Source organism: Pseudodesulfovibrio sp. lm2024 (assembly GCF_051175575.1).
GTDB lineage: Bacteria > Desulfobacterota > Desulfovibrionia > Desulfovibrionales > Desulfovibrionaceae > Pseudodesulfovibrio > Pseudodesulfovibrio caledoniensis.
In genome coordinates this window covers 1,624,723-1,639,543 of the sequence record NZ_CP195092.1, presented here as the reverse complement: position 1 = coordinate 1,639,543, position 14,821 = coordinate 1,624,723, and the positions used below count along the sequence as shown (strand labels likewise).

General features: G+C 64.9%; 11 protein-coding genes. 8 read left to right on the top strand and 3 right to left on the bottom strand.

Features of this window, described 5'->3' with window-relative positions; translation table 11 throughout:
* Positions 1-40: 40 nt before the first annotated feature.
* Complete coding sequence (locus ACR42D_RS07525; protein WP_484566212.1) at positions 41-1,063, top strand: glycosyltransferase family protein; 1,023 nt, start codon at positions 41-43, stop codon at positions 1,061-1,063.
* Here the strand turns inward: ACR42D_RS07525 and ACR42D_RS07520 are convergent.
* Both ACR42D_RS07520 and ACR42D_RS07515 read right to left on the bottom strand, forming a co-directional pair.
* Positions 1,030-2,664 (bottom strand): glycosyltransferase family 2 protein, encoded by a 1,635-nt coding sequence (locus tag ACR42D_RS07520; RefSeq protein WP_484566211.1) that lies wholly within the window; start codon positions 2,662-2,664, stop codon positions 1,030-1,032. The genes ACR42D_RS07525 and ACR42D_RS07520 overlap by 34 nt on opposite strands.
* Positions 2,661-3,902, bottom strand: a complete 1,242-nt coding sequence (locus ACR42D_RS07515; RefSeq protein ID WP_484566210.1) for a glycosyltransferase family 2 protein — start codon at positions 3,900-3,902, stop codon at positions 2,661-2,663. Before ACR42D_RS07515 ends, ACR42D_RS07520 begins: the two co-directional genes overlap by 4 nt.
* A gap of 235 nt (positions 3,903-4,137) precedes the next feature.
* Between ACR42D_RS07515 and ACR42D_RS07510 the strand changes: the two genes are divergently transcribed.
* From ACR42D_RS07510 to ACR42D_RS07480, 7 genes are all read left to right on the top strand, one after another.
* Positions 4,138-6,309 carry a malate synthase G gene (locus ACR42D_RS07510; RefSeq protein WP_484566209.1) on the top strand — a complete coding sequence of 724 codons (2,172 nt, stop codon included), beginning with the start codon at positions 4,138-4,140 and terminating at the stop codon, positions 6,307-6,309.
* Between the two features lie 22 nt (positions 6,310-6,331).
* Positions 6,332-7,693 (top strand): L-serine ammonia-lyase, encoded by a 1,362-nt coding sequence (locus ACR42D_RS07505; protein WP_484566208.1) that lies wholly within the window; start codon positions 6,332-6,334, stop codon positions 7,691-7,693.
* A gap of 169 nt (positions 7,694-7,862) precedes the next feature.
* Positions 7,863-8,591, top strand: a complete 729-nt coding sequence (locus ACR42D_RS07500; protein ID WP_484566207.1) for an amino acid ABC transporter ATP-binding protein — start codon at positions 7,863-7,865, stop codon at positions 8,589-8,591.
* Positions 8,592-8,664: 73 nt separating this feature from the next.
* Positions 8,665-9,489, top strand: a complete 825-nt coding sequence (locus ACR42D_RS07495) for an ABC transporter substrate-binding protein (protein ID WP_484566206.1) — start codon at positions 8,665-8,667, stop codon at positions 9,487-9,489.
* 71 nt (positions 9,490-9,560) lie between these two features.
* On the top strand, positions 9,561-11,324 hold the full coding sequence (locus tag ACR42D_RS07490; RefSeq protein WP_484566205.1) for an amino acid ABC transporter permease: 1,764 nt from the start codon (positions 9,561-9,563) through the stop codon (positions 11,322-11,324).
* A 236-nt stretch (positions 11,325-11,560) separates the two neighbouring features.
* The gene (locus ACR42D_RS07485) at positions 11,561-11,953 is read left to right on the top strand and encodes a cytochrome c3 family protein (RefSeq protein ID WP_484566204.1); all 393 of its coding nucleotides are present in this window, start codon (positions 11,561-11,563) and stop codon (positions 11,951-11,953) included.
* A 240-nt stretch (positions 11,954-12,193) separates the two neighbouring features.
* Positions 12,194-12,538 (top strand): hypothetical protein, encoded by a 345-nt coding sequence (locus tag ACR42D_RS07480; protein ID WP_484566203.1) that lies wholly within the window; start codon positions 12,194-12,196, stop codon positions 12,536-12,538.
* Positions 12,539-12,609: 71 nt separating this feature from the next.
* Here ACR42D_RS07480 and ACR42D_RS07475 read toward each other — a convergent pair whose 3' ends face one another.
* The gene (locus ACR42D_RS07475; RefSeq protein WP_484566202.1) at positions 12,610-14,814 is read right to left on the bottom strand and encodes a RelA/SpoT family protein; all 2,205 of its coding nucleotides are present in this window, start codon (positions 14,812-14,814) and stop codon (positions 12,610-12,612) included.
* Positions 14,815-14,821 lie beyond the last annotated feature (7 nt).

The following is a 14,821-nucleotide window of genomic DNA, read 5'->3' as shown; positions in this document are numbered from 1 at the left end:
CCGGGTATACGCGACGCAACCACCCAGCCAGGGAGCCCTCGTGAACATCGCCGTCCTGACCTTCGACAACCCGGAATCCGCCTGCGCCCGATACCGCGTCCTGACCCCGCTGCGCCATGAGGGCGTCAACGTGGCCTGGGCCGTGGACAGCCGGGACGACGGGCACGCCGTGGACGGCGAGGCCCTGCAACGGGCCGACGTCATCCTGGTGCAGCGCTTCTTCCCCCTGGACTTCACCGAACCGCTTCTCGAAGCCTGTTTCTCCGGGGGCAAACCGGTGATCTACGACACGGACGACCTGTTGCAGGCCGTGCCCGAAGACAACCCGCAGTCCCCCCTCGCCCTCCGCACCCTGCGGACGCTGATCCGATGCGCGCACCGCTTCTCGGCCGTCTCGGTCTCCACGGCCACCCTGGCCGCCGCCTTTGCCCCGCTGAACGACCGCGTCGCGGTCACGCCCAACCGGCTGGACCCGATCCTGTGGCCTCCGAGGCAGCCGGAAAAGACCGACGGTCCCGTGCGCATCCTCTACGCGGGCACGCCGACCCACACGGCGGACCTCCGCGCCCTGGAAACCCCGCTGGCGGCGGTGCTGGACCGCTTCGGCCCGACGGTGGAACTAATCCTGTTCGGCTGCTCCACCCCGTTCTTCGACCAAAGGGAGGACGTGCGCAAAGTCCCGGCGGTGGACAGCTACGCGGCCTATGCCGAGGCCATGGCCGGGCTCGCCTTCGACATCGGCCTGGCCCCCCTGGAGGACTCGCCCTTCAACCGGGCGAAGAGCCATGTGAAATGGATGGAGTATACGGCGTGCGGCGCGGTGGGCGTGTTCAGTGACCTGACGCCCTACGCCTGCGTGCGCCACGGCCAGACCGGCCTGTTAGCCCGCGCTCCCCGCGCATGGGCGGGCTGTCTGGAAACATTGATCGAGAATCCCGGAGCCCGGCTGCGCATGGCATCCAACGCCCGAGAGGAACTGCTGGCCGCCCACGTCCATGGCGACGAACCAGGCGAACTGCTCTCCCTCTGCTACGAACTGGCGGGCAGGAGTCCCGCGCGCTGAAGCCGCTCCCGCCGGGCCGCTAGGTCGGCCCGGACCACGGCCCGCTGTGTCGCGCACAGCGCGTCGAGGGCCGGCCCGTGCCTTTCGTCCAACTGGCGGCGGTGCATCAGGCTCTGCGCGGCCGCGCCCTCGGACAATTTCAGGAAATGGGTGGATTCGCGCAGGTGCGTGATGCGCACGTCGCCCAGGTAGGCGGCGGGCAGACCCTGCCCGAGCCTGCGCAGGTCCAGGTCCAGGTCGTCGCACTGGCTGGGCGAGAAGAGCAGATCGAAGCCGCCGCTCGCCGCCAGGGAGGCCGTCTCGAAGAGATGACAGCATCCGGTCACGGACGCGGCGTACCGCCGGTAGCGCAGCAGCGGATCGGCCATGACCTCCACGCACGGTTCCGCCAGCGTCAGCCACCCGTCCCTGCGGGCCGCCTCTTCGGTCGGGAGCAGAAAGCCGTCGCCGTGCTGGGTCACCCCTGGAGAGCGCACGTCCGCGACCCGGCAGCCCCACACGCCCGCCTCGGGGAAGTCCCGGACCCCGGCAGCCAACCCGGAGAGCCAGTCTCCGGGCACCAGCACGTCGTCGTCGAGATAGACGATCCAGCGGTCCCCGGCCCGCACGGCGGCGTCCATCAGCCAGTTCCGGGCGGCAGGCGCGCCCACGTTCACGGGCAGGGAGATGACCTCGAGCCGCCCGGCGAACCGGTCGCGGGCCGCCTCGGCCACGGCCAGGCTGCCGTCCGTGCTCCCGTTGACGAGCACACGCACCACGACCTCGCCCACGTCCGGCCCCAGAGCCGAAGCCAGGACCGAATCCAGGGTCCGGCGCAGCTCATCCGCTTTGTTGTAGGAATAGATGGAGACCGCGCACCCGCCGTCCAGCCGCGCCCCGCATTCAGGAGGGAAGGCCAGCCCGTCCAGGCACAGCAGGGCCGTGGTGTGCCCCGGGAACTCCTTGAGCACGGCCGCCAGCACGCCCATGGCGCGCTCCGTACGCCCGGCTCCGGCCAGGGCCGCCGCCTGCCGCAGTCCCCAGAGGGGCAGGCCGCAACGGGCCGCGATCCGGCCATAGGCGGCGGCCGCCCGCTCGAACCGCCCCGCGGCAAGCCACACTCCGGCCAGAAGCATCTCGGCGAGTTCCGGCTCCACAGGCGAGCACGCCGTTTTGAGGAACCGCTCCAGCCAGTCGAAATTCGAAAGAATGCCCTGGAAATGCACCGCCTGCCGAACGACCGGCAGCAGCGGCCCGTGCGGTACGGCACCCTCGATGCAGCGGGCCATGTCCTCGTACTCCCCGAGGGAAAAAAGCCGTTCCGCCTCTGCCAGGTTGCCGCCGCCGTCCCCCTGTGCCACGCGGGCGGCTAGGCGCACTCCCTCCGGATTGAGCAGCCCGCGCACGACCGGAAGCGATCCCGCCAGACGCACGATCTGCCCGGCCAGGGCGCCGTCCACGGGAAACTCCGCCCAGGCCATGCAGAGCAGCCGCGCGCCGAGGTCGATGCCGCCCGGGTCCCCGGCCTCGGCGGCCCGGAACGCAGACTGAGCTGCCGCGATGAGGTGACCACGCCCCATGGTCGCCATGGCCGTCAGATCGTCGGTCACCGCGCGACTCACAATCCCCTCCCTGCCAGCCATCCGGCATAGAGTTCCGCCAGGACGGGCTGGTCCAGCCGCCTACCGTAGTCGACCATCTCCCGCGCCATGGCGGGCAGATCCGGATCGGCGGCCAGCCGGGCGTAGAATTCGACGATGCGTTCCCCTTCCCGGCCCAGGCGCTCGTCGCCCGCGCGGGCGGCGGCGTCCAGGAGCCGCGTCCCGGCTTCGCGGCAGGGGAAAAGCCTCGCCTGGAGGAAGCGCACCTCGCTCAACAGGGACAGGTCGCCTTCGGCCTCGCACAGCTCGGCCAGCCGCTCATAGGCCGGACCGTAGAGCGGCTCCCGCTCCATCATGGCCAGACAGGCCGTCCGGTTGGGCACGGCCGCATCGCGGGAAAACGCCCGGTCCAGGATCTCAGCCCGCCGCCGGGGAAGCCGGGCAAAGGGCACCAGGTGCTCGTTCAGGGCCGTTTCATAACCGTCTTCCTTCAGCCGCAGATGAAAGTCCGGATAGATGTCCCACATGTTCCGCTCCTTGAACAGCCGGGCGTTGTCCCGCTCGTGGTCATGGCGTCCCGGCGTCTGGCTCTGCAGGTGATAGATGCGGCTCTGGGGCACGCAGCGCAGGGAACGGCCCGCCTTGCGGATGCGGACGCACAGCTCCAGATCCTCGGCGCCGTTGACGTATCCCTCGTGGAACGACCCCGCCTCGACAAAGACCTGCCGGGAAATGAGCAGGGCCGCGCCGGTCAGGAACTGCGGGGACCGAGGCCGCCCGACCACTGGATGCGAGGCCGGAAAGAACTCGTAGAGATGACAGAAATGCAGCTGCGGCTGGCAGGCCACCCCCAGGTGCTGAACCCGGTCCAGGGACAGCGGCCCGTGGGCCGGATACATGAGCAGCGGCCCGGCCGCACCGCAGTCGCCCGCAAGGGCCTCACGCAGGGGCGGATACCAGTCCGGCGTCAGCACCGTGTCGTTGTTGAGGAAGAAGAGATACTCGCCCCCGGCCTCGCGTGCGCCCAGGTTGCAGGCAGGGGCGAAGTTGCGGTTTTCGGCCAGGTGGATGGCCCGAAAACGATCTCCGAACAACTCCGCGCCCAGCGGATCGAGCGCGACGGCGGTCTCGTCGGTGGAACCGTTGTCCACCACGAGGACCTCCATGTCCGCCTCGGGCGCGTGCTCGCGAAGGGAGCGCAGGCAATCCAGCGTCAGGGAGAATTTGTTGAAAACCGGAATAATGATACTCAGCTGCATGCGGTCCCCTCGTTCCGACTCGTCTTTCCGGCAAGCCGTCATAATCTCGTATCAAACGGGATCAAATACAAATTTCGTTCCAATAATAACCTGACGAGGTAAACAAGACCGTGCATATCCGACATCTGTTGCCGTCAAAGTCGGTAGTGGTTGCATTACAGCACTTCTCAGGGCAATCTGGAAAGGATGTCTCCATGAGGAGACCGTTTCCCCAACCAGAGCATCAGGAGCAGACGTGACGCAGAGATTTCAGGCTGGCAAGCTGTCCGTACACCAGGGACTCGCCCAAGCCGTCAAAACGATTTTGCAAGGGACCGGACTGGATGAAACCGCTTTCTGGGCCGGAGCCGAGGCCGTGTTCCGGGACTTCACCCCGCGCAACCGGGAACTGCTGGCCGAGCGCGACCGCATCCAGGCGGCCATGGACGAATGGCACCGCGCGCACCCCGGCCAGCCCGCCGACAAACAGTCCTATCACGCCTTCCTGCGCGAGATAGGCTATCTCGTGCCCGAGGGCGGGGACTTCGCCATCACCACCGCGAACGTGGACCCGGAGATCGCGACCATCGCCGGGCCGCAGCTGGTCGTCCCGGCGACCAACGCCCGGTTCGCCCTGAACGCGGCCAATGCCCGTTGGGGCAGCCTGTACGACGCGCTCTACGGCTCGGACGTGATCGAAAAGGACGACGTCCCGAGCAAGGGGTACAATCCCAGGCGCGGCCAGCAGGTCATGGCCTGGGCCGCCGCCCACCTGGATACCGCCGTGCCTCTGGCCGAGGGATCGCACAGCGCGGCGACTGGATTCGACGTCGTGGACGGCCCGTCCGGCAAGGAAGTGGCCGTGACCCTGACCGGCGGCAGGAAAACCGCCCTGCGCGACCCGGCCCAGTTCGCGGGGTACATTGAAGAAGACGGCACGCTCAAATCCCTGCTCTTCAGCAAGAACGGCCTGCACATCGAACTGCAGTTCGACCCCGAGCACCCGGTGGGCTGCGACCATCCGGCGGGCGTCAAGGACGTGGTCCTGGAATCGGCCATGTCCACCATCCTCGACTGCGAGGACTCCGTGGCCGTGGTGGACGGCGAGGACAAGGGGCTGACCTATCTGAACCTGTTCGGCCTGATCAAAGGCGACCTGACGGCCAGCTTCGACAAGGGCGGCCGGACCGTGACCCGCACATTGAACGACGATAGGACTTACAGCGCGCCCGGCGGCGGAACCGTAACCCTGCCCGGCCGGAGCATGATGCTGGTCCGCACCGTGGGCCACCTGATGACCACCGACGCGGTGCTTTTGGACGGTGAGGAAGTGCCCGAGGGCATCCTGGACACCCTGGCCACCGGCCTGATCTTCCTGCACGATTTAAGCGGCGACGGTCGTTGGCGAAACAGCAAGACCGGCAGCGTGTACATCGTCAAGCCCAAGATGCACGGCCCCAAAGAGGTCGCCTTCACCTGCGACCTGTTCGCGGCCGTGGAAGAGGTCCTGAACATGCCCGTCCTGACCCTCAAGGTCGGCATCATGGACGAGGAGCGCCGCACCACCCTGAATCTCAAGGAGTGCATCCGGGCGGCCAAGGACCGGGTCATCTTCATCAACACCGGGTTCCTGGACCGCACGGGCGACGAGATCCACACGGCCATGGAGGCCGGGCCCGTGGTCCGCAAGGAGGCCATCAAGAACGAGCCGTGGATCGCGGCCTACGAGGACTGGAACGTGGACATCGGCTTGGCCTGCGGCTTCTCGGGCAAGGCCCAGATCGGCAAGGGTATGTGGGCCAAGCCGGACATGCTCAAGGAGATGGTCGAGACCAAGGGCGCGCACCCCATGGCCGGGGCCAACTGCGCCTGGGTGCCCTCGCCCACGGCGGCCACCCTGCACGCCCTGCACTACCACCAGGTGGACGTCTTCGAACGCCAGCGCGAGCTGGCCGGAAAGATGCGCGCCTCCCTGGACGCCCTGACCACCCTGCCGCTCATGCGCGGTGATCGCCCGTCCGAGGACGACGTGGCCCGCGAGCTGGCCAACAACTGCCAGTCCATCCTCGGCTACGTGGTCCGCTGGGTGGACCAGGGCGTGGGCTGCTCCAAGGTGCCCGACATCAACGGCGTGGGCCTGATGGAGGACCGGGCCACCCTGCGCATCTCCAGCCAGCACCTGGCCAACTGGCTGCGCCACGGCATCTGTACCGAAGAGGCCGTGCTGGCCACTCTCAAGGCCATGGCCGAGGTGGTCGACCGCCAGAACCAAAACGACCCGGCCTACCATCCCATGGCGCCGGACTTCGACAAGAGCGTCGCCTTCCAGGCCGCGAGCGACCTGATCTTCAAAGGCGCGAGCCAGCCCAACGGCTATACCGAACCGATTCTGCACGCCATGCGCCGCAAGGTGAAGGCGCTCAGGTAACCCTCTGCCAGGAGAAAACGAGATGGTGCCCGTCACCACGTCCATATTCGAACTGCTCAAGATCGGCCCCGGCCCGTCCAGTTCGCACACCATCGGCCCCATGAAGGCCGGATTCGACTTCATGCGCCTGATCCGGGAGATGCCCGAAGCGGAGCGCAAGCGGGCCGACGACCTGGAAATCAGGCTGTTCGGTTCCCTGTCCGCCACGGGCGAGGGCCACGGCACGCCCCGGGCGATCCTGTCCGGCATGCTCGGCTCCCAACCCGACACCTGCGGGGCCGACACCCTGGAGCGGTTCATGGACAGGGACAAACCCTTCGACCTGGACCTGGGCGTCAAGTTCCTGCCCTATACCCCGGGCCGGATCATCATGGACGCGGTGCAGCACGACTACGCCCATCCCAACACCATGATCTTCCGACTCAAGGCCGGGGATACGGTCCTGCTGGAGCGCATCTACTACTCCGTGGGCGGGGGATTCCTGCGCTGGGAGGGTTGGGAGGAGCCGCAACGGGGCGAGCCCGCCTACCCCTACTCGACCATGGCCGAGCTGAAAAAGCACCTGCGCGAGCGGTCCATCCGCCTGCACGAGCTCATCCTGGCCAACGAGATGGCCATCACCGGGGCCACCGAGGATGCGATCAACATGGGGTTGGACCACATCATCTCGGTCATGGAGCAGTCCGTGGAGACCGGCATCCAGACCTCGGGCGTGCTGCCCGGCCCCATCGGGCTGCGGCGCAAGGCGGCGGCCATGTACGACCGCGCCCGCCAGGAGTACTTCCAGGGGCCCGGCTTCATCAAGGCGCTCAACGCCTACGCCCTGGCCGCATCCGAAGAAAATGCGGCCGGGCACTGCGTGGTCACCGCCCCCACCTGCGGGGCGGCCGGGGTCATCCCGGCCATCGTCTTCATGCTCAAACGCCACACCGGGGCCCTGCAGACCGAGCTGCGCGAGGGCCTGCTGGCCGCCTGCGCCATCGGCTTCCTGTGCAAGCACAACGCCTCCATCTCCGGGGCCGAGGTGGGCTGCCAGGGCGAGGTCGGCGTGGCCTCGACCATGGCCGCGGCCATGATCGCCTACGCCCGGGGCTACCGCTTCCAGGTCACGGAGAACGCCGCCGAGATCGCCCTGGAACACCATTTGGGGCTGACCTGCGACCCGGTGGGCGGGTTCGTGCAGATCCCGTGCATCGAGCGCAACGCCATGGGCGCGGTCAAGGCGTTCAACGCCTATCTGATCGCCTCCACCCTGGACGAGACCTACCAGAAGGTGGACCTGGACAAGGCCATCCGGGCCATGGCCCAGACCGGCCGGGACATGTCGGGCAAATACAAGGAGACTTCCGAGGCCGGACTGGCCCTAAGCTTCACGGAATGCTGAACATCCGCCGGGCGACCCCAGCCGTCCGGCGGATGCGTTCTTCGCCCCGACCGGTAGCAGAACAAGGTTCAGTACCACCGGCCGGGGGCAGAATTTTGATTGCTTTACAGCCGTTTTTCTGCTAAAAAATCCTCTTGGCTTTTGCCCATTTTTTATTCCGGAGTGAGCAGTGATTTCTTTCAACGGCGTCAACAAATGGTACGGGGACTTCCAGGTCCTCAAGAACATCAATCTCAATATAATCAAGGGCGAAGTGGTGGTTGTCTGCGGGCCGTCCGGGTCCGGCAAGTCCACCATGATCCGCTGCATCAACCGGCTGGAGCCGATCCAGGAGGGGGATATCCTGGTGGACGGCATGAACGTCTCCGACCCGCGCACCAACATGACCCTGTTGCGCGCCGAGGTCGGTTTCGTCTTCCAGCAGTTCAATCTCTATCCGCACATGACGGTCATGGAGAACATCACCCTGGCGCCGACGCTCGTTCGCGGCATGAGCCGGGGCGACGCCACGGCCATCGGCATGGAACTGCTCGGCAAGGTCGGCATCCCGGACAAGGCCGGGGCCTACCCGTCCCAGCTGTCCGGCGGTCAGCAGCAGCGCGTGGCCATCGCCCGCGGGCTGGCCATGCAGCCCAAGATCATGCTCTTCGACGAGCCCACGTCCGCGCTCGACCCCGAGATGATCAACGAGGTCCTGGACGTCATGAAGTCCCTGGCCCGCGAAGGCATGACCATGGTCTGCGTGACCCACGAGATGGGATTCGCGCGGGAAGTGGCGGACCGGGTCATCTTCATGGACGACGGGTATCTGATCGAAGAGAACACGCCAGAGGAGTTCTTCCACAATCCCCAATCCGACCGGACCAAGGACTTCCTCAGCAAGATTCTCAGCCACTAACGGATTTATGCCCTTGCCGGACACGGTGTCCGACAAGGGCTTTTTCATACGACTCATCAACCAGGAGAGGTAAATGAGAGTTCTCAAAATCACCGCCATGGCCGCGCTGCTGGTCCTGGCCGCTTCGGTTGCGTTCGCCGGTCCCACCTACGACCGCGTCATGTCCACCAAGGTCATCAAGGCCGGCCTGTCCAACCAGGGCATCCCGTTCGGCTTCATCAACGACAAGAACGAGTGGGTCGGCTTCGACGTCGACATGGCCGCCGAGATCGCCAAGCGCCTCGGCTGCAAGCTCGAGAAGGTCGTGGTCAACAACAACACCCGTATTTCCTTCGTCCAGACCAACCCGCCCAAGGTGGACATGGTCCTGTCCAACATGACCCACAAGCGCGTGCGCGACGAGAAGATCGACTTCTCCATCACCTACTTCTTCGACGGCCAGAAGTTCCTGGCCCGGAAGGGCACGGTCAAGGACGTCAAGGACCTGGCCAACATGAAGATCGGCTCCATGCAGGGCACCACCTCCATCGTCAACGCCAAGGCCTACCTGCAGTCGCTGGGCAACCCCAACCCGCAGGTCACCGGCTATGACGGCGAAGTGGCCATGTTCGAGGCCCTGAACTCCGGCCGCGTCCAGGCCATCTCCACCGACTCCACCCTGCTGCTCGGCTACGCCGCCAAGGTGCCCGGCAAGTTCGAACTGGTCGGCGACTTCATCTCCGACGAGCCTTACGGCATCGGCCTGCCCCAGGACGACTCCGCCTGGCGCGACGCCATCAACTTCACCCTGCAGGACATCTGGAAGGACGGCACCTACAAAAAGATCTACGACAAGTGGTTCGGCCCGGATTCCGACTACCCGTTCCCGCTGACCTCCAAGATCGAGATGTGGCCGTAGGCCCCTTCCCCGAAGCATGTAACGGGTCCCGGAGCATCCCGCTCCGGGACCCTCTTCCTTAAAAGAGCACGATGTTTAAACGGTATATCCAAAAGATTTGGGTCCAAAACGCGACCCTGCTGGCCCTGACCGCCCTGGTGGCCTACTATTTCGCCTTCGTCTTCGAATTCAAATACGATTTCGACTGGGCCGTCTTCACCCACGAGGGCCAATACGGACACATGGGCCTGCTGATGCTCAAGGGGCTGAACACCACCCTGACCATCACGCTCTACTCCTCGATCATCGCCCTGGTCATGGGCACCGTCTTCGGTCTGGCCCGGCTATCCAAATTCAAGCCGGTCTACTGGTTCTCCACTTGCTACGTGGAGCTGTTCCGCAACACCCCGCTACTCATCCAGCTCTTTTTCTGGAACTTCGCCCTGCCCTATGCCTTTCCCGAGGATATCCGCTTCAAGCTCTTCGACATGCATTTCGAGTTCTGGTGCGCCACGGTGGGCTGCGGCATCTTCACCGGCGCGTTCATGGCCGAAATCATCCGCGCGGGCATCCAGTCCATCCCCAAGGGGCTGCTCGAGGCCTCCTACTCCTCGGGGCTGACCTTTCCCCAGACCCTGCGCAAGGTCATCCTGCCGCTGGCGTTTCGCGAGATCATCCCGCCCCTGGGCAGCGAGTTCCTCAACAACATGAAGAACACCTCCCTGGCCATGACCATCGGCGTGTCCGAACTGTGCTGGTCCATGACCGAGGTCTACTCTCTGACCTACCGGACCTTCGAATCTTTCAGCGTGGCCACCCTGATCTATCTGGGCATGTCCCTGGCCATTGCGGGCATTCTCTACATCGTCAACGAACGCCTCAAGATCATGTCTCCGGACCGGATTACCCCGCTGCGCAGGGTGGCCGACATCCTTTTCTGGCCCTTCGACTTCCTGGGCCGCAGACTCGAATACGTCTTCTGGTATTTCCGCAAAAGCCCGGACCAGCGCACGATATCCCCCTTGAGACAATCCCTGCGCATGATTGGCAAACAGACCATCCTGGCCCTCAAGGCCCTGTTCGTCGCCGCCCTGGCCTACGTCCTCTATGAGGTCGGCACTGCCGTATTCCATTTCAATTGGGATATCATCCTGGCCAATCTCAAAACCCTGCTCATCTGGCGCTTCCCCAACGGCGATGAAACCGAGTTCTTCCTCGGCCTGGGCGGCCTGGCCGGTTCCCTGCTCATGGCCGCCATCTCCATTGCCGGCAGCTTCCTTATCGGCCTCGTGCTGGGCATGGGCCGCACCTCCAAGAACCGCGTCTTCCGCATCCCGAGCCTGCTGTACATCGAAATCATCCGGGGCATCCCGCTCATCCTGGTCATCCTGTGGTTCTACCAGGCCATCCTCCCGGTGGTCTTCAAAGTGGATCTGGACGCCTTCTGGGCGGCCACCATCGCTTTGACCTTCTTCTTCGGCGCGTACATCGCCGAAACCGTGCGTGGCGGCATCGAGAACATCCCGCCCGGCCAGGTGGAAGCGGCCAAGGCGTCCGGCCTGACCTACTTCCAGACCATGCGCAAGATCATCCTGCCCCAGGCGTTGAAACAGATGCTCCCGGCCCTGGTCGGCATGTTCATCGCCGACTTCAAGGACACCTCGCTGGCCTACATCATCGGCGTCATGGAGCTGACCCGCGCGGCCTACGCGGTCAACAACCGAATCATGGTCCACCCGTTCGAAATCTACACCACCGTGGCCGTGCTCTACTTCGTCTTCAGCTACTTCATGAGCCTCTACGCCAAGCGGCTGGAACGCAAACTCAGCCCTGAGACCGTGCGCATCGAGATGTAGCCGGTCCGGCCAAAGCAACCGGAAGGGGGGAGCGTTGACGCGCTCCCCCTTTTTTTGTCTCCCAAACTCCCCCCCCGACCACGATTCCCGTCCGGCGAATTTGCGCAAGAGCGCGCAAAAACGGTACGCAACGCGACTGAGTACATTTTCAACACTCCGTATTCATGGGATATTTATTTTGGCACATCCATTGCGATGGTCTTTGCGACATTCAACAACAACCGCTGGAGGTTCGCATGTCCCGCTTTCCGACCGTCACCCTGTCCCTGTGCGCGCTGCTTCTGGGCGCGAGCCTGGCCTCGGCAGCCCAGCAGGCGCCCGGCGATCTCAGGCTCGGCCCGCCCGACGGGATCAAGGCGAGCAAGGCCCTCGTCGCATTTTCCCACGCGCGGCACGGCGCAGCCGACGTCCAGTGCGTCTCCTGCCACCACACCTGGGACGGCAAGTCCGATATCCGGAGCTGTGCGGCCCCCGGCTGTCACGACCAGCCCGGCAAGAAGGGCGAGACCGCCTTCTATTCCACTTTCCACGCCAAGAACACCGACCGCAGCTGCGTGGGCTGCCACAAGCCCCTGAAGAAGGCGGGCAAGGCGGTTCCGGTGAGCTGCGGCCAGTGCCACGAGAAGTAAGCCATACGACATACCCCCACATCCTCCCCAGACCGAAGACCCCGCCCCGCCAGGCGGGGTCTTCACCTATCCGCCCTTCGCCCATCCGGCTCGCGGATTGCCCCCCCTGGCGCACACGTGCGCAAACACTGCGCTCGGCCACCCGATTTGATATATTAAGAATTATCAATTCAGCATGTTATCAATGGCACACCCCTTGCCATATATCGGGCGACGCAACCCGCAACACCAGGAGACAGTATGCGACGCCTTCTCATCATCACCGTGACCCTGTGTCTGCTCACCCTTTCCGCCTCTGCCTGGGCCGGTTCCGGCAACCACCGTATTCCTCCGGGCCAGGCCAGACACATGGTCACGCACCGGACCGTGGTCCAGGGACCGGGCTGGGGCCCCAAAACCATGCGCCGCCACGCGCAATGGGATCATCGCCTCGGCCACCGCCATGGACAGCGGTTCCACCGGCACAGTACGCACTATGTGACCCGACGCTGCGCCCCGGCCCGCCGCCCCACGGTGGTCAGGGAACGATACATCGACCGGGGATCAATCCAGGAATATACAATCCGAATCCGAACCACCGACTAGCGGCTCCTGTCAGCCAAAAGAAAAGGCCCGCTTTCGAGCGGGCCTTTTCTTGTTCATCGGGATTCATCCGGTCACGAGACGCGGATGGCCTCGGTGACCGCCTTGAGCTTCTTGACCTCGGCCAGGGCCGAATAGAGCTGATCCAGGTCCTTGACCTCCACGGTGAAGTTGAGCAGCGAGGTGCCGTCCACCTTGGACTCGAAGTTGCCGGAGTCGATGTTCACGTCCATGTCCGCGAGCATGTTGCAGATACGGCCGAGCATGCCGGGCTTGTTCAGGCACTTGATCTTGACCTTGGCCGGATACGGCTTTTCCTCCACGCCCTCCCAGCTGACCTGGATGAGCCGCTCGTCCTCGAAATTGCCGACGTTGGGGCAGTCGATGCGGTGCACGGTCACGCCCCGGCCACGGGTGATGTAGCCGATGATCGGCTCGCCGGGCAACGGGTTGCAGCAGCTGGCGAAGCGCACGAGCACGTTGTCCACGCCGGAGATCTGCAATCCGTCGGCCTTGGGCTTCTTGCCGATCTCCACGCCCGCAGCGACGACCGGTTCCTCTTCGGGTTCGGGCTGATCGCTCTTTTCCCTGACCTTGCGCTCGTCCAGGGTCTCGCCGTGCAGGACCGCGAACAGCCGCTTGATGACCTTGCGCGGGGTGTAGCGCGAGAAGCCGATCTGGGTCAGCAGCTCGTCCAGGCTGCCGCAGTTGAACTCCGCGGCCAGCTTGGTCAGTTCGCCGTCCTTGATGGCCTTCTGCACGTTGATGCCCACCCGGCGGCCTTCCTTCTCGAGCATCTCCTTGGCCAGGTTGATGGCCCGCTCCTTCTCCACGGTGCGTATGTAGTGCTTGATCCGGGTCCGGGCCTTGGCGGTCTTGACGAACTTGAGCCAGTCGCGGCTGGGCACGCGGTTCTTGTCGGTGATGATCTCCACCGAGTCGCCGTTCTGCAGCCGGTATTGCAGCGGCACGATGCGCCCGTTGACCTTGGCCCCGGCGCAGATGTCGCCCACCTCGGAGTGGATGGCGTAGGCGAAGTCCACGGGCGTGGCCCCGTCCGGCAGCTCCTTGATGTCGCCGTTGGGGGTGAACACGTAGACCTCTTCCTGGAACATCTCCAACCGCAGGGAGGACATGAACTCGCGCGGGTCGGACAACTCGCGCTGCCAGTCCATGATCTGCTTGAGCCAGGTGTACCGCTCGGCGTCGCGACGCCCGGCGGTCTTGCCCCGCTTGGCCCCCTTGCCCACCTCCTTGTACTGCCAGTGGGCGGCCACGCCGTTCTCGGCGATGCGGTGCATCTCCTCGGTGCGGATCTGGATCTCGATGCGCTCCCCCTCGGGCCCCATGACCGTGGTGTGCAGGGACTGGTACATGTTCGCCTTGGGGATGGAAATGTAGTCCTTGAACCGGCCGGGCACGGGCCGCCAGGCCGCGTGGATCAGGCCGAGCACGGCGTAGCAGTCCTTGAGCGAGCTGACGATGACCCGAAAGGCGATGAGGTCGTAGATTTCGTCAAAGGTCAGCCCCTGCTGTTCCATCTTGACCTGGATGGAGTGCAAGTGCTTGGTCCGGCCGAAGACCCGGCCCTTGATCTTGTTCTGCTTGAGCATGTCCGAGATCAGCTCGATGACCTTCTCAATGTACGGCTCGCCCGCGGCCCGGTGCTCGTGCACGGCGTCGGAGAGCTGCGCGAACACGTCCGGCTTGAGGTATTGCAGGCAGAGGTCCTCAAGCTCGGTCTTGACCCGGTGCAGGCCCAGCCGGTTGGCCAGGGGCGCGTAGATGTCCTGGGTCTCCTGGGCGATGAGCCGCCGCTTGACCGGCTTCATGTACTTGAGGGTGCGCATGTTGTGCAGCCGGTCGGCCAGCTTGACCATGAGCACGCGGATGTCCTCGGCCATGGCCAGGATGAGCTTGCGGATGTTCTCCGCCTGCTGCACGGCCTTGGACTCGAAGTCCATCTTGCTGATCTTGGTCACCCCGTCCACGATGTCGGCCACGTCCGAGCCGAACAGTTCCTCGATCTCGTCCACGGTGGTGTCCGTGTCCTCCACCGTGTCGTGCAGCAGCCCGGCGGCCACGGTGGCCTCGTCCAGCTGCATGTCGGCCAGCAGAAAGGCCACGTTCATGGGGTGGGAGATGTACGGCTCGCCCGAGCGCCGAACCACGCCGTCGTGGGCCTGGGCGGAAAAGACGTAGGCCCGCTGGATCAGGTCCAGGTCGGGTTCCTTGATGTATGAGGCCACCTTGTCGGTGATTTCGTTGATGCGAATCATGTATGTC